Source organism: Azotobacter armeniacus (genome assembly GCF_054779355.1).
Window position 1 is genome coordinate 42,580 of the sequence record NZ_BAAGYK010000033.1, and the last position, 20,771, is coordinate 63,350.

Sequence of the window (20,771 nt, forward strand, 5' to 3'; positions counted from 1 at the left end):
GGCCGGCCGCTAGCCGTAGCGGCCGGTGATGTAGTCCTCGGTCTGCTTCTGCGCCGGGTTGGTGAACAGGGTATCGGTATCGCCGTATTCGATCAGCTTGCCCATGTACATGAACGCGGTGTAGTCGGACACCCGCGCGGCCTGCTGCATGTTGTGGGTGACGATGACGATGGTGTACCTGGACTTCAGCTCGAAGATCAGCTCCTCGACCTTGAGGGTGGAGATCGGGTCGAGCGCCGAGCAGGGCTCGTCGAGCAGCAGCACTTCCGGTTCGACCGCGATGGTGCGGGCAATGATCAGGCGCTGCTGCTGGCCGCCGGAGAGGCCGAGGGCCGAGTCGTGCAGGCGGTCCTTGACCTCCTCCCACAGCGCTGCGCCCTTCAGCGCCCACTCCACCGCCTCGTCGAGCACGCGTTTCTTGTTGATGCCCTGGATGCGCAGGCCGTAGACCACGTTCTCGTAGACGCTCTTGGGAAAGGGGTTGGGCTTCTGGAACACCATGCCGACCCGCCGGCGCAGTTCGGCGACGTCCACCCCCTTGCGGTAGATATTCTGCCCGTCGAGGTTGATCCCGCCCTCGATCCGGCAGCCATCGACCAGATCGTTCATCCGGTTGAAGCAGCGCAGCAGGGTCGACTTGCCGCAGCCGCTCGGACCGATGAAGGCGGTCACGCGGTTCTTCGGAACATTCATCCGGATGTCGTGGAGCGCCTGCTTGTCGCCGTAGAACAGCTTGAGGCCGGGCACCTCGAGGGCCACCGGCTCGCTGGCCAGGTCGAAGGTCTGCTTCTTGCGGCCGAGGGCGTCGAGGTTGATGCCGTGGCTGGGGGATTCGTGTCGCATGACTCACTCCGTTCAAGCGTGGAGCCCGAAGCCGGCCGGCTGGAACCCCTCCTGGGTTCGGGCCGCCGGCTTCCAGCCAGTGTTTAGTGTTCCAGCGCCTTGTACTTCTCGCGCAGGTGGTTGCGGATGTACACCGCACTCATGTTGAGCAGGGCGATCACCAGCACCAGCAGCAGCGCAGTGGCATACACCAGCGGGCGGGCCGCCTCGACGTTGGGGCTCTGGAAGCCGACGTCGTAGATGTGGAAGCCCAGGTGCATGATCTTCTGATCGAGGTGCAGGTACGGGTAGTTGCCGTCCAGCGGCAGGCTCGGCGCCAGCTTGACCACGCCGACCAGCATCAGCGGCGCCACTTCGCCGGCGGCGCGGGCCACGGCGAGGATCAGGCCGGTCATCATCGCCGGGCTGGCCATGGGGATCACTACCTTCCAGAGAGTTTCCGCCTTGGTCGCGCCGAGCGCCAGCGAGCCTTCGCGCAGGGCGCGCGGAATGCGCGCCAGGCCTTCCTCGGTGGCGACGATCACCACCGGCAGGGTGAGGATCGCCAGGGTCAGCGAGGCCCACATCAGGCCCGGGGTGCCGAAGGTCGGCGCCGGCGCGGCCTCGGGGAAGAACAGGCGGTCGATGGAGCCGCCCAGCACGTAGACGAAGAAGCCCAGGCCGAACACACCGTAGACGATCGCCGGCACGCCGGCCAGGTTGTTCACCGCGATGCGGATCACCCGGGTCAGCGGCCCTTGCCTCGCGTATTCGCGCAAGTAGACGGCGGCGACCACCCCGAACGGGGTGACGATGGCGGCCATGATCAGGGTCATCAGCACGGTACCGAAGATCGCCGGGAAGATGCCGCCCTCGGTATTGGCCTCACGCGGCTCGTCGGAGACGAACTCCCAGAGCTTGGCGGCGTAGAAGCCGAGTTTCTCACCGAGGCCCATGGCGTTCGGCTGGTAGGCGCGGACCACCTTGCCCAGGCTGATCTCCTGCTCGTGGCCGTCGGCAGTGCGCACCAGCATGCTGTCGCGGTTGAACTCCTGCTGCAGCGCGATCAGCCGGCCTTCCAGCTGCTGGTATTCTGCGTCCCACTGGGCGCGCTCGGCGGCGAGATCGGCCTGCGCGGCGGCGTCCAGTCGGCCATCGAGCTCCAGCGCGCGGGTCTTCAGGCGCAGCCGCTCGAGGGCGTGGTTGATACGGCCGATGTCCTTCTTCTGCAGGCGGGCCAGTTGCCCGTGCAGGTCGGCGACCCGATCGATGCGCTGCTGCAGCGCATTCCAGGCGCCTTCACCCTCGGCCACCAGCCGGCCATTCTCCTTCATGCCGAGCAGGTAGCCATAGAAGTTGCCCCACTCGCGGCGCTCGACCGCCATCAGGCTTTCCGGCCTGCGTGGATTCTCCAGCCATTCGCCGACCACCCAGCTGAAATCGGCGCCGTACAGCTCGCGGTTACCCACCTTGAGCAGCTCGCGGGTCATGAACTCGCCGCCGTTGGCATCCACCGGCAGGCCACTGGCGGCCAGCCGCGCGCGCGGCACCTCCTCGGCCTCCACCACCTCCCCGGCGAACACCCGGACCGGCTCGCCGGGAACCCGGTAGTCGGCCTCCAGCACGTCGGCCGGCCAGAAGTGGCCGAGGCCGCGCACCGCGATCAGCGCCAGCAGACCGATGGTCATGATCACGGCGATGGACACCCCGCCGCCGGTGAACCATACCCAGGGCGAGCCGCTCTTGAACCAGGTCTTCAGATTTTGCTGTTTCACGGTCGTCTACCTTTTCTCGGAGCTCAGAGCGACGAATACTTCTTGCGCAGGCGGGTACGGATCAGTTCGGCCGCGGTGTTCATCACGAAGGTGAACAGCAGCAGCACCAGCGCGGCTAGGAACAGCACACGGTAATGGCTGCTGCCGACCTCCGACTCGGGCATTTCCACTGCCACGTTGGCCGCCAGGGTGCGCAGGCCCTCGAAAATGTTGGCCTCCATGATCGGCGTGTTGCCGGTGGCCATCAGCACGATCATGGTCTCGCCGACGGCGCGGCCCATGCCGATCATCAGCGCCGAGAAGATCCCCGGGCTGGCGGTGAGGATGACCACCCGGGTCAGGGTCTGCCAGGGCGTCGCGCCGAGCGCCAGGGAGCCCAGGGTGAGACTCTTCGGCACGCTGAACACAGCGTCCTCGGCGATCGAGTAGATAGTCGGGATCACCGCGAAGCCCATCGCCAGGCCAACCACCAGGGCGTTGCGCTGGTCGAACGGAATGCCCAGGTCGTTGGACAGCCAGAGGCGCATGTCACCGCCGAAGAACCAGTTCTCCAGGTGACCGCTCATGCCCAGGGCAAGGGCGCCGACAGCGAGGATCACCGGGATCAGCAGGGCCGCCTCCCAGCCGTCCGGCACGCGCAGGCGGATGCTCTCCGGCAGGCGACTCCAACCGTAGGCGGCGGCGAGGATGCCCAGCGGGGTCAGCAGCAGCAGGCTGAAGATGCCCGGCAGATGGGCCTCCACGTAGGGAGCGAGGAACAGGCCGGCGAAGAAGCCGAGGATCACCGTGGGCAGCGCCTCCATCAGCTCGATCACCGGCTTGACCTTGGTGCGCATCGCCGGAGCCATGAAGTAGGCGGTATAGATAGCCGCACAGATGGCCATGGGCGCGGCCAGCAGCATGGCGTAGAAAGCCGCCTTGAGTGTGCCGAAGGCGAGCGGCGAAAGGCTCAGCTTGGGCTCGAAGTCGGAGTTGCCGGAGGTCGACTGCCAGACGTACTGGGGTTCGTCATAGCTCTCGTACCAGACCTTGCCCCACAGGGAGTTCCAGGAGACTTCCGGGTGCGGGTTGTCCAGCCCGAAGCCCTGCAGCTGGCCGCCGGACTCCACCAGTACGCGGTTGGCGCGCGGCGACAGCGCGGCCAGCGCGCCAGCCTTGGCCACCGGCTCGACCAGCAGGGTACGGTGCGCGGTACTGTGGAACACGCCCAGGTTGCCGGCGGCATCCAGGGCGAGGAAGCCCTTGCGGCGCTCTTCCGGGAGGATCTGGACGATGGCGCTGTCGGCCAGTTGGAAGCCGCGGATGTTCTTCAGCTCGACGCCGGTCTCGCCGCGCGCCATGAACCACTGCTGGATGCCACCCCTGGAGTCGCCGACCATCAGCGAGATGCCGCCGAGCAGGGCCGTCACCTCGGTCACCTCCGCCTGGGGATCGGCGAGCAGCTTGTAGCGGCCGTTCAGCCGCTGCTGGCGCAGATCGAACACATCGGCGGTGGAACGTCCGCTGATCACGTACAGCCAGAGCTGGCGCGGATCGATCAGCAGCGCCTTGACCGATCCCGTGAGTTGCGGCAGCTCGAGGCGCCGCTCGTCCAGGGTGACCTCGCCGGTCATCAGGTTCTCCTCGCGACTCAGCTCCAGGGCCAGGACCTGGTTGCCGGTCGAGCCGGCCAGCAGCAGTCCGTCGCTGCCAACGTTCATCGCCACCTGGTGCAGCGGGCGGCCCTGCGGATCGAGCTGGATCGGCGCTTCGCCGAATGGGTATTCGATGCGCGGGGTGACGGTCTTGCGGTTATCTGGATAGGTCACCCGGTAGGCATGGCTGAACACCAGCACCTGGCCGTTGGAGAGCCCCAGCACCAGGCGGTTGCTGCCGGGCTGGTCCTGCCCCAGGGAAACGATCTCGGCCCCCGCGGGGATCGGCAGCGCGACCTGGCTGAGCAGCGTTTCGCCGTCCGGCTCGAAGAACAGTACCTGGCCGCGGGCATCCAGGCGCATGGCGACCCTGTTCTGCTCCTCGACCGCCATCAGCAGCGCCCGGCCCTGATCGGCCAGCCAGGCGGGCCGCTGCGGCTCGCCGCGCGCGCTCAGCTCGGCGCCCTGGAACATCGGCAGAACCACCTGGGCCAGATAGAAGAAGATCAGGGTAATGGCCCCCAGCACGGCCAGCCCGCCCATGGTGACGTACCAGCGCGCCAGGCGGTCCTGAAGGGCACGCCGCCGGCGCTTGCGTTGCAGGGCGGGAGTATTGAAGTCCAGGCGCGGCGTCTGGGGGACGGCGGTCGGGAGGTCTTTTGCCATGTCGGTCATCATTAGGGCTCGGTTGCATGGGCGTTCAGCGGGCCGTCGATGAGCTGCTGCAGCGGCTTTGCGGCCTGGCCGTCGCTCGCCGTTCATTCAACGAGCGTCGGCCGGCGGCACTCTAATCGCCATCTGTGACAGAAAGATTACAACGCGGTGACGAGCCAAGGCCCGTCACTCGCAACGAGTGACGGGCACGGCGCTCCCGCCTTCAATCCCCGGCCTCCGTGCCGGGCTGGCAGCCCCCGAATTAGAGGCCGAGCTCCTTCAGAGTCTTGTCCGCGACCCGCTTCGGCATCGGAATGTAGCCGTCCTTGACCACCACTTCCTGCCCCTGCTTGGACAGGACCAGCTTGACGAACTCGGCCTCCATCGGACTCAGCGGCTTGTTCGGCGCCTTGTTCACGTAGACGTAGAGGTAGCGCGCCAGCGGGAACTTGCCCGCCAGGGCGTTGGCCTCGTTGGCCTCGAAGGCTTCGCCGCCCTTCTTCGACAACGGCACGGCGCGCACGCTGGAGGTCTTGTAGCCGATGCCGGAGTAGCCGATGGCGTTCAGGGTGCTGGACACCGACTGCACCACCGAGGCGGAGCCCGGCTGCTCGTTGACGTTGGCCTTGAAGTCACCCTTGCACAGAGCCTCTTCCTTGAAGTAGCCGTAGGTACCGGACACCGAGTTGCGGCCGAACAGCTGGATCGGCTTGGCCGCCCACTCGCCGGTCAGGCCCAGGTCGCCCCAGGTCTTGATGTCCTTGGCGCCGCCGCACAGACGGGTGCTGGAGAAGATGGCGTCGACCTGGGCGATGTCCAGGCTCTTGATCGGGTTGTCCTTGTGCACGAACACCGCCAGAGCGTCGATGGCCACCGGCACGGCGGTCGGCTTGTAGCCATACTTCTCCTCGAAGGCCTGCAGCTCGTTGTCCTTCATGGCGCGGCTCATCGGGCCGAGGTTGGAGGTGCCCTCGGTCAGGGCCGGCGGCGCAGTGGAGGAGCCGGCGGCCTGGATCTGGATGTTGACGTTCGGATACTGGCGCTTGAACTCTTCGGCCCACAGGGTCATGAGGTTGGCCAGGGTGTCGGAACCGACGCTGGACAGGTTACCGGAAACGCCGGAGGTCTTCTCGTAGGCCGGCAGGGCCGGATCGACGGCGGCAACCGCGCTCGCGGTCGCCATACCAGCGGCAACGAACGTCATGGACGCCATCAAACACTTCAGTTTCATGCCTTGCTCCCTAGCAGGACGGTGTTGGTCGGATCGTGGGCCAGTATCAGCAGGCCGCATGACCACTCTATGAACGGAACATGACAGCTTTGTGACTTCAAACAATCCGACGGAACTTTTCCCACATGACTCGGCACACCGCGAAATATGCGGCGAAAACCTCGTGCTTGACAATCCCACTCCGGCCACGCTCGCCTGCCGCCAGGCCTTCCCATTATAATCGGGGCACTCTCCCAGCCGCCCGACAAGCGCCCGACGAACCTACCTCATGAACGAATTCGAACAGGATGACCCGGTTCCCCAGGGCGATCTGGCCCTGCAGATCACCGCACTGCCCCGCGATGCCAACGGTTTCGGCGACATCTACGGCGGCTGGCTGGTCGCCCAGATGGATCTGGCCGGCACCGCCACGGCCAGCCGACTGGCCGGCGGACGGGTGGCCACAGTGGCGATCGACCGCATGGCCTTCATGGTGCCGGTGGCGGTCGGTGCCCAACTCTCCTTCTATACCAAGCTCCTGCAGCAGGGTCGCAGCTCGATCCAGATGCTCGTCGAGGTGTGGAGCGACGACCCGCTGTTCAGCGAATGGCGCAAGGTGACCGAGGCGGTATTCGTCTTCGTCGCCATCGACGGCGGCGGCCGCACCCGCGCGGTGCCGCGCCGCTAACGCCCCTCTCCTAGCCGAGCAGGCCCCCTTCCGCGTGATGGAGCTTTTCCACCACGTGGGATCTAATAATGCAGCATCTGCATTGAGAGGATCTCATCATGAACCAACACTCTACAGCCCCCCAGGTCGAACGGGTCGAAATGGGCGAACTGCCCTGCTGGCGGATCAGGACCGCCGCGGCCGAACTGCTGGTCGCCGAACAGGGCGCCCAGGTGCTCAGCTACCAGCGCATTGACGAGCCGCCACTGATCTGGCTCAGCGAGCAGGCGGAGTTTCGCCGGAGCCAATCGGTGCGCGGCGGCGTGCCGGTGTGCTGGCCCTGGTTCGGCGATCTGGCACGCAACCCGGCCGGCGTGCGCGCCATGCGCGAGGGCCTCGGCCCGGCACCGGCCCACGGCGAGGTGCGCGGCCGCGACTGGCAGCTGCAGGACATCACCAAGGAGAACGGCGCGGTGACCCTGGCCTTCAGCCTGCCGCAGCCGGCCGGTGGACTGCCCGGCTGGCCCCACGCGCTCGACCTGACCCTGGCCATCCGCCTCGACGAGCGCCTTGACCTCAGCCTGACCACCCACAACCCCGGCAGCTACCGGGTCGCCCTGAGCCAGGCGCTGCACACCTACCTGGCGGTCAGCGACATCCGCGAGACGAGCATCGAGGGCCTCGACGGCCTGCGCTACATCGAAACCCTGGAGGACTGGGAAGAGCGCCAGCAGCGCGGCATCCTGCATTTCACCGGCGAGACCGACCGCATCTATCTGGACACCCCGCCGCGCCTCGACCTGGTCGACCCCGGCTGGAAGCGACGGATCTGCCTCGAAGCCCGTGGTTCGCACTCGGCCATCGTCTGGAACCCCTGGATCGACAAGGCCGCGCGCCTCTCGCAGTTCGCCGACGACGCCTGGCAGCGCATGCTTTGCATCGAGACGGCCAACGTGCTGGACGACGCCGTGGAGCTCGCCCCCGACCAGAGCGCCACCCTGGGCCTCTGCCTGTGGAGCGAGCCGCTCTGAGCTGACGGGGACCGCATGGTCCCGCCAGCCCCCTCCCGCCTTAGCGGCGGCTCTCCTCCACTCGACCATCTCCCTCTCCCCTGGCCCCTCTCCCAAGCATGGGAGAGGGGAGAAATCCACGCCTGCCGTTATTCTGGCCGCCCCAGAAAGGTGAGTCTGAGTACGGTGAAAATGTATAGCGCTAGGTGTCGGAATAGGACAGGGTGCGCCCCTGCAGCATCTTGTCGTCGGAAAAGTCGATGTCCTCGACCAGTACACCGGTGCCGAAAGCCGCCTGCTCGGTCTCGGCGAAGACGTTCGCGGGGTTGCGATCGAGACCAGGCGCTCGTGAGTCCGCTCGCGGTCGAAGTGGGTGATTTTCTCGATGAACTGGCAGCTCTCCAGGATCGCCGGACCACGCTCGCCGACGCTGCGCAGGCTCCGGTTGTCGCGCACAGGGGACGCCCGCCGGGCAGCGCCAAGGAACATTTGCTGCTGCACGGGCTCACAACATAAGCCCCGGCCTTTTTCGGCGGTGCTTCCTGTTTCGCGTATTCCTGGCAATTTCGACCGGAGGCCGACCATGAAGAACAATAACGACACAAGCACCGCCTCGCGCCTGCCGATACCCGGGCTGACGGCCCTGGCTCTCGGCGGCCTGTTCCTGGTCGGCTGCGCGGGCAACCCGCCGACCGAGCAGTTCGCCCTCACCGAATCCTCCGTCAGGGACGCCGTGAGTGCTGGCGGCACTCAATACGCCCCGTTGGAAATGCGCGCGGCACAGGAAAAATGGCGTGAGGCCGAGCTGGCCATGCAGAAGAAGGACTACGAGCGGGCCCGCATCCTCGCCGAGCAGGCCGAGTGGGATGCCCACGTCGCCGAGCGCAAGGCCCGTGCGTCCAAGGCACAGAGGGCTGTGGAGGAGATGAAGCAAGGCATCCAGGAACTGCGCGAAGAAGGCATGCGCACCATCCAGTGAGATGCCGCTTCGCCATCGACGACCCGTTCACCGCCGGAGGATAATCCCATGCACAAGCTCGCCACCCTGCCGTCTCTGCTGGCGCTGGCCATCGGCCTCGCCGCCTGCGCCATCAAGCCCAACCCCAATCTGGAACAGGCCCGCGACGCCTTCATCGCCCTGCAAAACAATCCGCGCGCCAGCCAGCTCGCCGCCCTGGAAACCCAGGATGCCGGTAACCTGCTGGACCAGGCCGAAAAGGCCCACCAGAGCGGCGCCAGCGCCGAGAAGGTCGACCAGTTGGCCTATCTGACCCGGCGCCGCGTGGAGTTCGCCGAACAGACCATCATCCTGCGCAACGCCGAACAGGAAATCCAGCGGTCCTCGGCGCAACGCGGCGAAGCGCGCCTGCAGTCCCGCGACGCGCAGATCCGCCAACTGCAGGAGGAGCTGCAGGCCAAGCATACCGAGCGCGGTACCCTGGTGACCTTCAGCGACGTGCTGTTCGACTACGACCGCGCCGAACTCAAGCCCGGCGGCATGCGCGACCTGCAGAAGCTGGGCGAGTTCCTCAAGGCCAGCCCGCAGCGCCAGGTCATCGTCGAGGGCTACACCGACAGCACCGGCTCCGACGCCTACAACCAGCGCCTCTCCGAACGCCGCGCCGAGGCGGTTCGTATCGCCCTGATCAAGATGGGCATCGACCCGCGACGCATCGCCATGCAGGGCTATGGCAAGCGGTATCCGGTGGCGAGCAATGCCACCCCGGCCGGCCGCGCCATGAACCGGCGGGTGGAGGTGACCATCGCCGATGAGGACGACCGCCCGGTGGCCCCGCGGACGTCCCTGCAATAGATCTCGGCCGCTCGGCCTGATAGCGTAGGCTCGTCGGGCCTGCCGGTGTTCCCAAGCATCGCGGATGCCTGCAGGCCGGCCCTGCCTGCGGACCGCAAGACGCAGGCGGTCCAAGGGCCAATCAGAGCCAAGTCGAATCGGAATGCCGGACGCCTCCCCATGACAGCACCACGCCCCTTCAAGGACCATTTCTCCGCAGCGGCGGCTGGCTATGCGACGCACCGCCCCAGCTATCCCGCCGCACTGATCGACTACCTGGCAGGACTCGCGCCGGCCACCGCCTGCGCCCTGGACTGCGGCTGTGGCACCGGCCAGCTCTCGGTACTGCTGGCCGGGCGCTTCGCGCGCGTGGTGGCAACCGATGCCAGTGCGGCGCAGATCGCCAATGCCGAGCCGCATCCGGGCGTGGAGTACCGCATCGCGCTTGCCGAGGACAGCGGCCTGCCGCCGGCCAGCGTCGATCTGGTCACAGTCGCCCAGGCCGCCCACTGGCTCGATCTCGAACGCTTCTACGCAGAAGTGCGGCGGGTCGCCCGGCCGGGTGCGATGCTGGCGCTGATCAGCTATGGAGTGCTGCATGTGGAAGGCGCGCCCGCTCCGGTCGTCGAGCACTTCTATTACCAGGTGCTCGGCCCCTGGTGGCCGGCCGAGCGGCACCATGTCGAGGAAGGCTACCGGAGCCTCCCCTTCCCCTTCGCGGAATGCCAGACACCTGCGCTGGCGATCGAGGTGCAGTGGCGGCTGGCCGATCTGCTCGGCTACATCGACACCTGGTCCGCCGTGCGGGAACAGGAAAAGGCCTTGGGCCGCAGGCCCGTGGAGTGCTTTGCCGCCGAACTGGCCGAGGTCTGGGGCGATCCCACGGCGCGCCGCACGGTCCGCTGGCCGCTGGCGCTGCGCGTCGGCCAGGCCGGCGCGCCCTGATCCTCAGCCCCGAACCTCCCTTCAGCTCTTTCCCAGGAGCCCCCATGAGCGCTTCCCTCCCGCCGCTCGCCCTCCAGGCCACCCTCATGCGCGGCGGCACCAGCAAGGGCCTGTTCCTCGCCCTTGGCGACCTGCCCGCCGCCGCCCGCGAGCCCGGTCCGGCCCGCGACCGGCTGCTGCTGCGCGCCCTCGGCAGTCCCGATCCGTACGGCAAGCAGATCGACGGCCTGGGCGGCGGCTTCTCCAGCACCAGCAAGGTGGTGCTGGTCTCGCCCAGCACGCGCGAGGACTGCGACCTCGACTACTGGTTCGGCGCGGTGGCGATCGACGCCCCGATCATCGACTGGAGCGGCAACTGCGGCAACCTGACCGGCGCCGTCGGCCCCTTCGCCATCGCCCGTGGGCTGGTCGCGGCGCCCGCCGAGGGAATGGCCGTGGTGCGCCTCTGGCAGGCCAATATCGGCAAGCAGATCCTGGCCCATGTCCCCGTCCGCCAGGGACAGCCGCTGGAAAGCGGCGGTTTCATGCTCGACGGGGTGAGCTTTCCAGGCGCGGAGATCCGCCTGGAATTTCTCGATCCGGCCGCCGACGGCGCCCTGTTCCCAACCGGCCGGCCGCTCGATGTCCTGGAGGTGCCCGACGCGGGACGGCTCGAAGTGACCCTGATCGACGCCGGCAATCCCACCGTGTTCATCGAGGCCAGGGCCCTCGGCCTGCGCGGCGACGAAGGCCAGGCGGAAGTCAACGACAATCCCGCCCTACTCGCCCGCTGCGAGGCGATCCGCGCCTGTGCGGCGGTGGCCATGGGCCTGGCGACGACGACAGAGGAGGCCACCCGGCTGCGCCCGGCTACCCCCAAGCTGGCCTTCGTGGCGCCCGCCGCCGACTTCCAGGCCGCCGGCGGCAAGCGGGTGCGCGCCGCGGAGATCGACCTGCAGGCGCGCATCCTCTCGATGGGCCGGCTGCACCACGCCATGACCGGCACCGGGGCGGTGGCGCTGGCCGCCGCCGCGGCCGTTCCCGGTACCCTGGTGCGGCGGATGATCGGTCGCGAACTGGCCAGCACACTGCGCTTCGGCCACGCCTCGGGCGTGCTCGCGGTGGGCGCCGAGGCACGGCAGAGCGACGGCACCTGGCGGATAACCCGGGTGGTGATGAGCCGCAGCGCACGCCGTCTGATGGAAGGCAAGGTCTGGGTTCCCCAGGACTGAGCGGGGAGCTCAGTCCAGTACGCCGTGCAGAACCTCGTGGACGATGCCATTACGGCTGTCGACCAGCAGCAGATTGCTGCCAGCGCGGCGCCACTCGTAGCCGTGGTAGTGCGGCAGGTGATGCAGTTGCCTGGTACTCAGCCGGTGGCCCCAGCCAGGCGGCAGCGGTCTGCCCTTGACGATTTTCACGTGCGCCGGCAGTGCCGGGCCGCGGCCAATGTGGTGGCGCTGGGCATGGATCGACTGGCGCACCGGGCCGAAATCCGCTGGTGGCCGCTGCTGTGCGTGGCCGTTACGGGCGGCATGGGCGTCAACGTGGTGATGGACAGGGCTGGCCAGCGCCACGGAACTGCCCAGGCAGAGCGCCAGGCCCAGGCCGGCGAGTAGACGGGTCGACTGCATGGAGTGCCCTCAGATCAATGTGATGGATGACAGCACCCGGCGACGGTTCGCGACGCCGGACATGGTTGTATCCTAAGGGCGCAGAGCGCGGAAGAACCATTGTCAGTCAGGCTTTACCCGGACTTTTACACAGGCACAGGATATGTCAGCCGAACCTTACACGGCACAGGCGCAGTGCACCGATTTTCCCCTGGTGCCCTGTCATAAAGCCGACAATGTCGCACCACCGCCCCACTGCCAGACCGCAGCAACCCTTGTCAGACGGGCAATCCGCAGTCTGGTACTGCTCTTGCAGGTAAGATCCCCCGGCCTACAAAAATTCCATCAGAGCCATGCCGACCCAGACTCCGCCCGCCCCCGCCGCCCTGGCGACCGTGCTGGACTACCACCAGCGCACCAAGCACCGCTTCGAGGCCTATGCCCCCGGTCCCGGAACCCTCGACTGGGACGCCCAGCCGGCACCGTTCCGCCACTTCACCGGCGCGCCGCAAATCGTCCTGCCACGGCTTTCGGCAGTGCCGCCCGGCAGCGCCCTGCACGCTGCGCTGCAGCGGCCCTTCGCCCGGCTGGACGATCCGCGGCAGACGCCGCTGCCGCCCGATCTGGCAAGCCTCGCCGCCCTGCTGCAGCTGTCGCTCGGCCTCACCGCCTGGAAGCGCTACGGCCCGGACCGCTGGGCGGTGCGCGCCAACCCGTCGAGCGGCAACCTGCACCCCACCGAGGCCTACCTGCTGATCGCCGGCTTCGACGCGCTGCAGGACGGTCTGTACCACTACCGTCCCGAAAACCACACACTGGAGCTGCGCGCCGCGCACCACGCCGCAGGCCAGGGGCCGAGCCTGGCCATCCTGCTCACCTCGGTGATGTGGCGCGAGGCCTGGAAGTACGGCGAGCGCGCCTTCCGCTACTGCCAGCTGGACACCGGCCATGCCGCCGGCGCCCTGCGCTACGCTGCCGCCGCGCTCGGCTGGCGGCTGGCCGAGCAGGCGCACATCGGCAGCGACACGCTCGCGCGGCTGGCCGGCATCGACCGGCTCGCCGAGTTCCCCGCCCGCAAGCGCGCTGAAACCGAGCTGGAGGAAGCGGAAATCCTCCTTGCCGCGAGCTTCTCCGCCGCCGCGCCGGCACCGCTGGCGAGCACCGAACTGCAGGCCCTGGCCGAGCATGCCGAGTGGCACGGCGTGGCCTCGACCATCGATCGCCATCCCATGTATCGCTGGCCAGCGATCGCCCAGGTGGCCGCCGCCACTCGCCGCGTCGACGGTGCGGTGCAGCCCGCCGCCGCACTGCCCGTGGCCGTCCCGCGCGCCCCCGGCGAGGCCGCCAAGCCGGTGCAGGCGCTGCTCGGCGAGCGGCGCAGCGCCCAGCGCTTCGACCGCCAGCATGTGATGACCCAGGCGCAGTTCGCCTCGATCCTCGCCCGCCTGCAGCCGGCCGCCGGGCTGCCCTGGGATGTGTTCGGCGAGGTCCCGCGGATGGCGCTGGTGCTGTTCGTCGCCCGCGTCGAAGGGCTGCCCCCCGGCCTCTATCTGCTGCCGCGCAACACGGTGCAGCTGGAGGCCCTGCGCCCGATGCTGGCCGGGCGCTTCGCCCTCGACCCGGTACCCGGCCTTGAGCCCCTGCTGCAGCTGGCCAGCCTGGAGCCGCTCGAACTGCAGCGCGCCACCCGCAGCCTGCACTGCCACCAGGACATCGCCGCCAACGCCTGCTTCGCCCTCGGCATGCTCGCCGAATTCGATGCCGCGCTGGCGGTCGGCCCGGCCGCCTACCGCAGCCTGTACCGCGAGGCCGGGCTGATCGGCCAGGCGCTCTACCTGGAGGCGGAGGCCCAGGGCCTGCGCGGCACCGGCATCGGCTGCTTCTTCGACGACCCGGTGCACGCCCTGCTCGGCCTCGGCGGCAGCGCCTGGCAGACGCTCTACCACTTCACCGTCGGCCTGCCGGTGGAGGACCCGCGCATCGAATCCGCGCCGGCCTACGCCGACGACCCCGACACCCTCCCCCACTGACGCCTGCGGAGACCCTTCATGGCCCCTGCCGAACGGATTCCCTACCAATGCCTTTCCGCGGTCGAGGCCGCGGACCTGATCCGCGCCGAGCCGGAGCTCAGCCTGTTCGACGTGCGCGACATGCACAGCTACAAGCAGGAGCACCTGGACGGCGCCATGCACCTCTCCGAGGACCGCGTGCCGCTGTGGCTCGGCCGCCTGCCGAAGGAGAAGCCGGTGCTGATCTACTGCTACCACGGCAACTCCAGCAAGACCTTCGCGCAGATGTTCAGCGACTTCCGCTTCGCCCGCGTCTACAGCGTCGACGGCGGCTACCGGCCGCTGGCCAACGCCCTGACCGAAGCCGCAGCCTCGCCGGAAGGCGCGCCCAGTGCCGAACTGGCCGCCTTCCTCGCCGAGTGGCAGTACCCGGCGGGCGGCCTCGAGGCCCGCGGCCAGCACGGCCTGACCCCGCTGATGCGCGCCGCCCTGCAGGGCCGCCGGGAGATCGTCCGGGAGCTGCTGGCCCTCGGCGCCGACATCCAGGCGCGCAACGACGACGGCAATACCGCCCTCTGGCTCGGCTGCGTGTCCCGCGATACCGCTCTGGTGCAGGATCTGATCGATGCCGGCATCGAGCTGGACAACCGCAACGACGCCGGCTCCACGGCGCTGATGTACACCGCCTCGAGTGACCGCCCGGAACTGCTGGCGGTCCTTCTGGCGGCTGGCGCCGACCCGCACGTGCGCAACTTCGACGACCTGCGCGCGGTGGAGCTGGCCGCCTCGCGGGCCTGCCTGAAACTCTTGCGCCATACCGCTGATTAGAGGAACAACAATAATGATCGAATTCCCGGTGAAGCTGGCGGTGGCCAGCAAGGAAGGCCAGGCGATCAGCGAGCACTTCGGCCACGCCAAGCGCTTCGCAATCTACGAGGTCACCCCGGAAAGCTGCCGTCTGCTGGAATCGCGCGAGGTGGAGCACTACTGCCTGGGCAACAGCTCCAGCCAGAGTGCGATGGCCGGTATCCTCGAAGCCATCAAGGACTGCCAGGCGGTGTTCGTCGCCAAGATCGGCGACGGGCCGACCGAGAAACTCGGGGCCATCGGCGTGCGCGCGGTTTCCGCCTATGCCTGGGAGGCCATCGAGACATCCCTGCTCGACTACGCGCGGCGCAGCGCCGCCGGCGAGGAGATGGCATGAGCGCCGAGCACGTGGCCCGCTGGGCCGAGGAGCATCCGCTGTCGCCGATCCATGTCGACTGCGCCAGCGCGGTGATGCTCAAGATCCTCGACGGCAAGTGCAAGATGAAGCCCACCGAGAAGCTGGTCATGGCGCTGCTCTACGAGCAGGCGAAGGGTCGTCCCGGCGAGAAACTCGGGGCGGATATCCATCAGCTGATCGCCGATGCCCGCAAGTGCCTTGACGAGGACATGCAGTTCCTCCTCTACGAAAAGCGCGTGCTGGCCGAGACCATGATCTCCCGCCCGGTGATGAAGGGCTTCAAGGCCATGCTCCGCGAGCGGGGCCTGCTCGAGCCGGAGCTCGACCAGGAGGAAGCCGAGGCATGATGAAGTTCTACATGACCCCCGGCTCCTGCAGCACCGGCATCCACATCCTGCTGGAAGAGCTGGAGCTGGTGTTCGAGGTTTACCTGGTCAACCTGCTGGCCGGCGACCAGCACAAACCCGAGTACCTGGCCATCAACCCCAAGGCGACCATCCCGACCCTGGTGCGCAACGACGGCACGGCGCTCACCGACTTCCAGTCCATCGCCTGGTGGCTGGCACGCAGCCATCCGAAACGCCGGCTGCTGCCGGAGGACGCCGACGGCGAGGCGCGGGTGCTGGAGGCGATGAATTTCGCGGTCGGCACCCTGCACGGCCAGGGCTTCGCGCGGATCTTCACCACCGAGAAGTTCGCCGCCAGCGCGGCGGAGCACGAGGCGGTCAAGGCGCAAGGGCGGGAGATCCTCGTGCGCGGCTTCGCAGTCGCCGAGCGGCTGCTCGACGGGCGCGACTACCTGGCCGGCACCTTCGGCATCGCCGACTGCGCGCTGTTCTACGTGGAGTTCTGGGCCGACCGCACCGGCATCGCCCTGCCCGCCAACTGCCAGGCCCATTACCGGCGGATGCTCCAGCGCCCGGCGGTGCGCCAGGTGCTGCAGGAAGAAGGCTACGCCGCGGCGCTGCGCTGAGCCCATCCTCGGTAGTCGAGTAGGGTGGAAAACGACCGCAGGTCTTTTCCACCATGGTGGATGGCTCCGGCCATCCACCCTACACGACTACGGGCTTCTAGGACTGGCCGGCCGGCTGCCAGGAAGGCTGGCGCTTCTCGTCCTCGTGGACCTGCTGCAGCGCCCGCCGCCGGCGGGCCTCGCTGCGGCGCATGAAGAACCAGGCAAGGAAGGTGAACAGCGACACCGCCAGCAGGATCAGGCTGGCCACGGCGTTGATGTCCGGCTTCACCCCCAGGCGCACCGCAGAGAAGATCTCCATCGGCAGGGTGGTCGAGCCGGGGCCGGAGACGAAGCTGGCCAGCACCAGGTCGTCCAGCGACAGGGCGAAGGACAACATGCCGCCAGCGCCCAGCGAGGGGGCGATCATCGGCATGGTGATCAGCAGGAACACTTTCCAGGGCCGCGCGCCCAGGTCCATCGCCGCCTCCTCGATGGACAAGTCCAGCTCGCGCAGGCGCGCCGCCACGATCACCGCCACGTAGGAAGTGCAAAAGGTGGTGTGGGCGATCCAGATGGTGGTCAGGCCACGCTCGGCCGGCCAGCCGATCATCTGGGCCATGGCCACGAACAGCAACAGCAGCGACAGGCCGGTGATCACCTCGGGCATCACCAGCGGCGCGGTAACCAGCCCGCCGAACAGGCTCCGGCCACGAAAGCGCGGGATACGGGTCAGCACGAAGGCCGCCAGGGTGCCGAGGGCCACTGCTGCTATGGCGGTGCACAGGGCGATCTGCAGGGAGCGTCCGAGCGCGCCCAGGAGCTGCCGGTTGTCGAGCAGCCCGGCGTACCAGCGCACCGACCAGCCGCCCCACACGGTCACCAGCCGCGAGTCGTTGAATGAATAGATCACCAGGATGACCATCGGCAAGTAGATGAACAGCAGACCGCCCCACAGCATGAGGCTGGAAAAGCTCGGACGCTTCATAGCCGCTCCTCCAGTTCCTTGGCCTGGTTGCGGTTGAGCAGGATGATCGGCACCAGGAGGATCGCCAGCATCACCACCGCCAGGGCCGCGGCCACCGGCCAGTCGCGGTTGTTGAAGAATTCCTGCCAGAGCACCTTGCCAATCATCAGTGTCTCGGGGCCGCCGAGCAGCTCGGGGATGACGAACTCGCCGACCACCGGGATGAACACCAGCATGCAGCCAGCGACGATGCCGTTCTTCGACAGCGGCACGGTGATTTTCCAGAAGCTGGCGAGCGGGTGCGCGCCCAGGTCGGCGGCGGCCTCCAGCAGGCTGGGGTCGTGCTTGACCAGGTTGGCGTAGAGCGGCAGGACCATGAACGGCAGGTAGGAATAGACCACGCCGATGTACACGGCCAGATCGGTGTTGAGGATGCGCAGCGGTTCGTCGATCAGACCGATACCCTGCAGCAGGCCGTTGAGCAGGCCGTTGTTGCCGAGGATGCCCATCCAGGCGTAGACGCGGATCAGGATCGCGGTCCAGGTCGGCATCATGATCAGCAGCAGGCAGACGGCCTGCATCTCCTTGCTGGCGCGGGCGATGGCATAAGCCATCGGGTAGCCGATCAGCAGGCAGAGCAGGGTGCCGACGGTGGCGATCTTCAGCGAGCCCAGGTAGGCGGACAGGTACAGTGCGTCCTGGCCTAGGAACACATAGTTGTTCAGGTTGGCCAGCACCTGCAGGCGCTGGTCGACGTAGGCGAAGATCTCCGTGTAGGGTGGAATCGCCACCGCGGCCTCGGAGAAGCTGATCTTCAGCACGATGGCGAAGGGCAGCAGGAAGAACAGCAGCAGCCAGACGAAGGGGATGCCGACGACCAGCTGGCGGCCGCCGGGGAGCAGTTGGCGAAGTCTTTTCATGTGTGCAGCACCACCCCGCCGTCATCGAACCAGCTGACGTACACCAGATCGCCCCAGGTCGGGCGTCGGCCGTGGCGCTCGGCGTTGGCCATGAACGCCTGCACCACCAGCCCCGAGGGCAGCTCGACGTAGTACATCGAGTGGCCACCCAGGTAGGCGATGTCCTTCACCCGGCCGTTCGACCAGTTGTGTTCGGCGTGCTGCAGCTCGGGCTTTTCCGTGCCGAGCTGGACCTTTTCCGGGCGCAGGGCGTAGGTCACGCGCTTCTCCTCGGCGCGGGTGGAGATGCCGTGGCCGATGTAGATGGGCCGCTCCAGCTGCGGACAGGCGATGATCGCGTGGTCGGCGCTGTCGTCCACCAGTTCGCCGTCGAACAGGTTGACGCTGCCGATGAACTCGCAGACCAGCCGGCTGGCCGGGGTCTCGTAGATGTCCATGGGCGAGCCGACCTGGGCGATCCAGCCCTGATGCATGATGGCGATGCGCGCGGCCATGGTCATCGCCTCCTCCTGGTCGTGGGTGACCATCACGCAGGTCACCCCGACCCGCTCGATGATCTGCACCAGCTCCAGCTGCATCTGCGAGCGCAGCTTCTTGTCCAGCGCGCCCATCGGCTCGTCGAGCAGCAGCAGCTTCGGCCGCTTGGCCAGCGAGCGGGCCAGGGCCACGCGCTGGCGCTGGCCGCCGGACAACTGGTGCGGCTTGCGCCGGGCGTACTGGGTCATCTGCACCAGCCGGAGCATTTCCGCCACGCGCTCGTCGATCTCGGCCTTGGGCAGGCGGTCCTGCTTGAGGCCGAAGGCGATGTTCTGCTCCACCGTCATGTGCGGGAACAGTGCATAGGACTGGAACATCATGTTGATCGGCCGCTCGTAGGGCGGCAGCTCGGTGATGTCCTGACCCTCCAGATAGATGCGTCCCTCGCTCGGCCGCTCGAAGCCGGCGAGCATGCGCAAGAGGGTCGACTTGCCGCAGCCGGAGCCGCCGAGCAGGGCGAAGATCTCGCCCTTGTGGATGGTCAGGGAGATGTCGTCCACCGCCACCATCTCATCGAACTTCTTGGTCACCCGGTCGATCCTGACCAGCACCTCCTTCGCCGGCTGATCGTCGGCGAGAGCATTCTTGTTAGCACTGGCGACAGTCGCCATGGTCACAACTCCACTAATGAACAGGGGGCCTCCGGTCGCCCCGTCGGCCTTCGGCCAACCGTTCAGGCAGCCCGTGGGAGGCGGCAATCGGGTTGCGGAGCGTCCGCCGCGGCCGGCGGGGCGCTCCGCGTGGTATGCGGGCGGGCCAAGTCTTCCTGCCAGGGCTCGGCGGCCTGCTGCAGGAGACGCGGCCGGCCTGCGGCGCGACACGTCCGCTGTGCACCGGAACCGGGCGGCGACAAGCGCGTCTCCGCCGACCCCGTCAGGACCCTCAGGTCCCCGACTTGATCCGCGTCCAGCTGCGGGTCATTGCGCGCTGGGTGTCGGCAGCGAGGTCCGGGTAGGTATAGAGCTTCTGCAGGACATCCTGACTCGGGTAGATGCCCGGATCGGTGCGGATCGCCTCGTCGACCAGCGGCGTGGCCGCGGCGTTGCCGTTGGGGAACTGCACCTCGTTGGTGATTTCGGCGATCACCGGCGGCTTCAGCAGATAATTGATGAAGGCATGGGCCTGCTCGACATTCTTCGCATCGGCGGGAATGGCCAGCACGTCGAAGAAGCTGCCGGCGCCTTCCTTGGGAATGCTGTAGGCGATCTTCACGTCGTTGCCGGCCTCCTCGGCGCGCGCCTTGGCTTGGTAGATGTCACCGGAGTAGCCGATGGCCACGCAAGTGTCGCCGTTGGCCAGGTCGGAGATGTACTTGGAGGAATGGAAGTAGGCCACCTGCGGGCGGATCTGCAGGAACAGCTCCTCGGCCTTCTTCAGCTCCTCGGGGTTGCTGCTGTCGGGCGCGAAGCCCAGGTAGTGGAGGGCGGCGGGCAGCATTTCGGTCGGCGAGTCGAGGAAGGCCACGCCACAGGCCTTCAGCTTCTCGATGTTCTCGGGTTTGAACACCAGATCCCAGGAGTCCAGCGGCGCCTGGTCGCCAAGAGCGGCCTTGACCTTGTCCAGGTTGTAGCCGATGCCGACGGTGCCCCACATGTAGGGCACCGCGTACTGGTTGCCCGGATCGCTCGGCTCCAGCGCCTTGAGCAGATCCTTGTCGAGGTTCTGCCAGTTCGGCAGCTTGCTGCGGTCCAGTTTCTGGAACACGCCGGCCTTGATCTGCTTGGCCAGGAAGGGGTTGGACGGCACCACCACATCGTAGCCGGAGCTGCCGGCGAGCAGTTTGGCCTCCAGTACCTCGTTGCTGTCGAATACGTCATAAACGATCTGAATCCCGCTTTCCGCGGAGAAGTCCGTCAGGGTGCTCTCGCCGATGTAGTCCGACCAGTTGTAGACGTGCAGGGTCTGCGCGGCCGGCGACGCGGGGGCTGCCGCGCCGATCTCCGCCTGCTTGCTCGCGTTCTCGGCGGGCTTGTCGCACGCGGCGAGCATGCCCAGGGACAGCGCGAGAAGGGTCTTGCCAAGGTGTTTCATGCGTACCGCTCCTTTTGTCGTTGAGGTCT

General features: G+C 67.6%; 20 protein-coding genes and 2 pseudogenes. 11 read left to right on the forward strand and 11 right to left on the reverse strand.

From position 1 onward, the window contains the following. Positions 1-9: 9 nt before the first annotated feature. The 4 genes from pstB to ACYVD0_RS07000 all read right to left on the reverse strand — a co-directional run bounded on the left by pstB (position 10) and on the right by ACYVD0_RS07000 (position 6,116). A complete protein-coding gene (pstB, locus tag ACYVD0_RS06985) occupies positions 10-843 on the reverse strand; it encodes a phosphate ABC transporter ATP-binding protein (protein WP_460426147.1) in 834 nt (277 codons plus the stop codon). Positions 844-926: 83 nt separating this feature from the next. Beyond that, a complete protein-coding gene (gene pstA, locus ACYVD0_RS06990) occupies positions 927-2,597 on the reverse strand; it encodes a phosphate ABC transporter permease PstA (RefSeq protein ID WP_460426148.1) in 1,671 nt (556 codons plus the stop codon). A gap of 23 nt (positions 2,598-2,620) precedes the next feature. After that, positions 2,621-4,906, reverse strand: a complete 2,286-nt coding sequence (locus tag ACYVD0_RS06995; protein WP_460426149.1) for an ABC transporter permease subunit — start codon at positions 4,904-4,906, stop codon at positions 2,621-2,623. Between the two features lie 241 nt (positions 4,907-5,147). Beyond that, positions 5,148-6,116, reverse strand: a complete 969-nt coding sequence (locus ACYVD0_RS07000) for a type 2 periplasmic-binding domain-containing protein (protein ID WP_460426150.1) — start codon at positions 6,114-6,116, stop codon at positions 5,148-5,150. 268 nt (positions 6,117-6,384) lie between these two features. On the opposite strand from ACYVD0_RS07000, the gene ACYVD0_RS07005 reads away from it, so the two are divergent. Then, entirely contained in the window at positions 6,385-6,783 is a 399-nt protein-coding gene (locus tag ACYVD0_RS07005) for an acyl-CoA thioesterase (RefSeq protein ID WP_460426151.1), read from the forward strand. Between the two features lie 98 nt (positions 6,784-6,881). Continuing rightward, positions 6,882-7,793 (forward strand): D-hexose-6-phosphate mutarotase, encoded by a 912-nt coding sequence (locus ACYVD0_RS07010; RefSeq protein ID WP_460426152.1) that lies wholly within the window; start codon positions 6,882-6,884, stop codon positions 7,791-7,793. Between the two features lie 184 nt (positions 7,794-7,977). Here ACYVD0_RS07010 and ACYVD0_RS07015 read toward each other — a convergent pair. Both ACYVD0_RS07015 and ACYVD0_RS07020 read right to left on the reverse strand, forming a co-directional pair. Further along, positions 7,978-8,109, reverse strand: a pseudogene (locus ACYVD0_RS07015) (catalase); the annotation flags it as partial. Positions 8,110-8,168: 59 nt separating this feature from the next. Next, positions 8,169-8,357, reverse strand: a pseudogene (locus ACYVD0_RS07020) (hypothetical protein); the annotation flags it as partial. Here ACYVD0_RS07020 and ACYVD0_RS07025 point away from each other — a divergent pair. From ACYVD0_RS07025 to prpF, 4 genes are all read left to right on the forward strand, one after another. Further along, on the forward strand, positions 8,356-8,751 hold the full coding sequence (locus tag ACYVD0_RS07025; protein ID WP_460426153.1) for a DUF4398 domain-containing protein: 396 nt from the start codon (positions 8,356-8,358) through the stop codon (positions 8,749-8,751). The pseudogene ACYVD0_RS07020 and the gene ACYVD0_RS07025 sit on opposite strands and share 2 nt — an antisense overlap. Positions 8,752-8,799: 48 nt before the next feature. Continuing rightward, entirely contained in the window at positions 8,800-9,585 is a 786-nt protein-coding gene (locus ACYVD0_RS07030) for an OmpA family protein (protein ID WP_460426154.1), read from the forward strand. A gap of 159 nt (positions 9,586-9,744) precedes the next feature. After that, positions 9,745-10,509: a class I SAM-dependent methyltransferase gene (locus ACYVD0_RS07035; RefSeq protein ID WP_460426155.1), complete on the forward strand. Its 765-nt coding sequence runs from the start codon at positions 9,745-9,747 to the stop codon at positions 10,507-10,509. 44 nt (positions 10,510-10,553) lie between these two features. Further along, a complete protein-coding gene (gene prpF, locus ACYVD0_RS07040) occupies positions 10,554-11,720 on the forward strand; it encodes a 2-methylaconitate cis-trans isomerase PrpF family protein (RefSeq protein WP_460426156.1) in 1,167 nt (388 codons plus the stop codon). A 9-nt stretch (positions 11,721-11,729) separates the two neighbouring features. Here the strand turns inward: prpF and ACYVD0_RS07045 are convergent, their stop codons facing one another. Continuing rightward, positions 11,730-12,122: an RcnB family protein gene (locus tag ACYVD0_RS07045; RefSeq protein WP_460426157.1), complete on the reverse strand. Its 393-nt coding sequence runs from the start codon at positions 12,120-12,122 to the stop codon at positions 11,730-11,732. A 332-nt stretch (positions 12,123-12,454) separates the two neighbouring features. Here ACYVD0_RS07045 and ACYVD0_RS07050 point away from each other — a divergent pair, with 332 nt between their 5' ends. The 5 genes from ACYVD0_RS07050 to ACYVD0_RS07070 are packed head-to-tail and all read left to right on the forward strand — an operon-like array spanning position 12,455 to position 16,308. Further along, positions 12,455-14,131, forward strand: coding sequence for a SagB/ThcOx family dehydrogenase (locus ACYVD0_RS07050; RefSeq protein ID WP_460426158.1), 1,677 nt, complete (start codon positions 12,455-12,457; stop codon positions 14,129-14,131). 18 nt (positions 14,132-14,149) lie between these two features. After that, positions 14,150-14,938, forward strand: coding sequence for an ankyrin repeat domain-containing protein (locus tag ACYVD0_RS07055; RefSeq protein WP_460426159.1), 789 nt, complete (start codon positions 14,150-14,152; stop codon positions 14,936-14,938). A 13-nt stretch (positions 14,939-14,951) separates the two neighbouring features. Continuing rightward, positions 14,952-15,314 (forward strand): NifB/NifX family molybdenum-iron cluster-binding protein, encoded by a 363-nt coding sequence (locus ACYVD0_RS07060; RefSeq protein ID WP_460426160.1) that lies wholly within the window; start codon positions 14,952-14,954, stop codon positions 15,312-15,314. Further along, positions 15,311-15,682 carry a hypothetical protein gene (locus ACYVD0_RS07065; protein WP_460426161.1) on the forward strand — a complete coding sequence of 124 codons (372 nt, stop codon included), beginning with the start codon at positions 15,311-15,313 and terminating at the stop codon, positions 15,680-15,682. Before ACYVD0_RS07060 ends, ACYVD0_RS07065 begins: the two co-directional genes overlap by 4 nt. Further along, complete coding sequence (locus ACYVD0_RS07070) at positions 15,679-16,308, forward strand: glutathione S-transferase family protein (protein WP_460426162.1); 630 nt, start codon at positions 15,679-15,681, stop codon at positions 16,306-16,308. Before ACYVD0_RS07065 ends, ACYVD0_RS07070 begins: the two co-directional genes overlap by 4 nt. Positions 16,309-16,405: 97 nt before the next feature. On the opposite strand, the gene ACYVD0_RS07075 is transcribed toward ACYVD0_RS07070, so the two are convergent. The 4 genes from ACYVD0_RS07075 to ACYVD0_RS07090 form a co-directional block, all read right to left on the reverse strand. Then, positions 16,406-17,275: an ABC transporter permease gene (locus tag ACYVD0_RS07075; protein WP_460426163.1), complete on the reverse strand. Its 870-nt coding sequence runs from the start codon at positions 17,273-17,275 to the stop codon at positions 16,406-16,408. Beyond that, complete coding sequence (locus tag ACYVD0_RS07080) at positions 17,272-18,174, reverse strand: ABC transporter permease (RefSeq protein ID WP_460426164.1); 903 nt, start codon at positions 18,172-18,174, stop codon at positions 17,272-17,274. The genes ACYVD0_RS07075 and ACYVD0_RS07080 overlap by 4 nt, the downstream gene beginning before the upstream one ends. Next, the gene (locus ACYVD0_RS07085; RefSeq protein WP_460426165.1) at positions 18,171-19,322 is read right to left on the reverse strand and encodes an ABC transporter ATP-binding protein; all 1,152 of its coding nucleotides are present in this window, start codon (positions 19,320-19,322) and stop codon (positions 18,171-18,173) included. The genes ACYVD0_RS07080 and ACYVD0_RS07085 overlap by 4 nt, the downstream gene beginning before the upstream one ends. 271 nt (positions 19,323-19,593) lie before the next feature. Further along, positions 19,594-20,742, reverse strand: coding sequence for a polyamine ABC transporter substrate-binding protein (locus ACYVD0_RS07090; protein WP_460426166.1), 1,149 nt, complete (start codon positions 20,740-20,742; stop codon positions 19,594-19,596). Between the last annotated feature and the right edge of the window lie 29 nt (positions 20,743-20,771).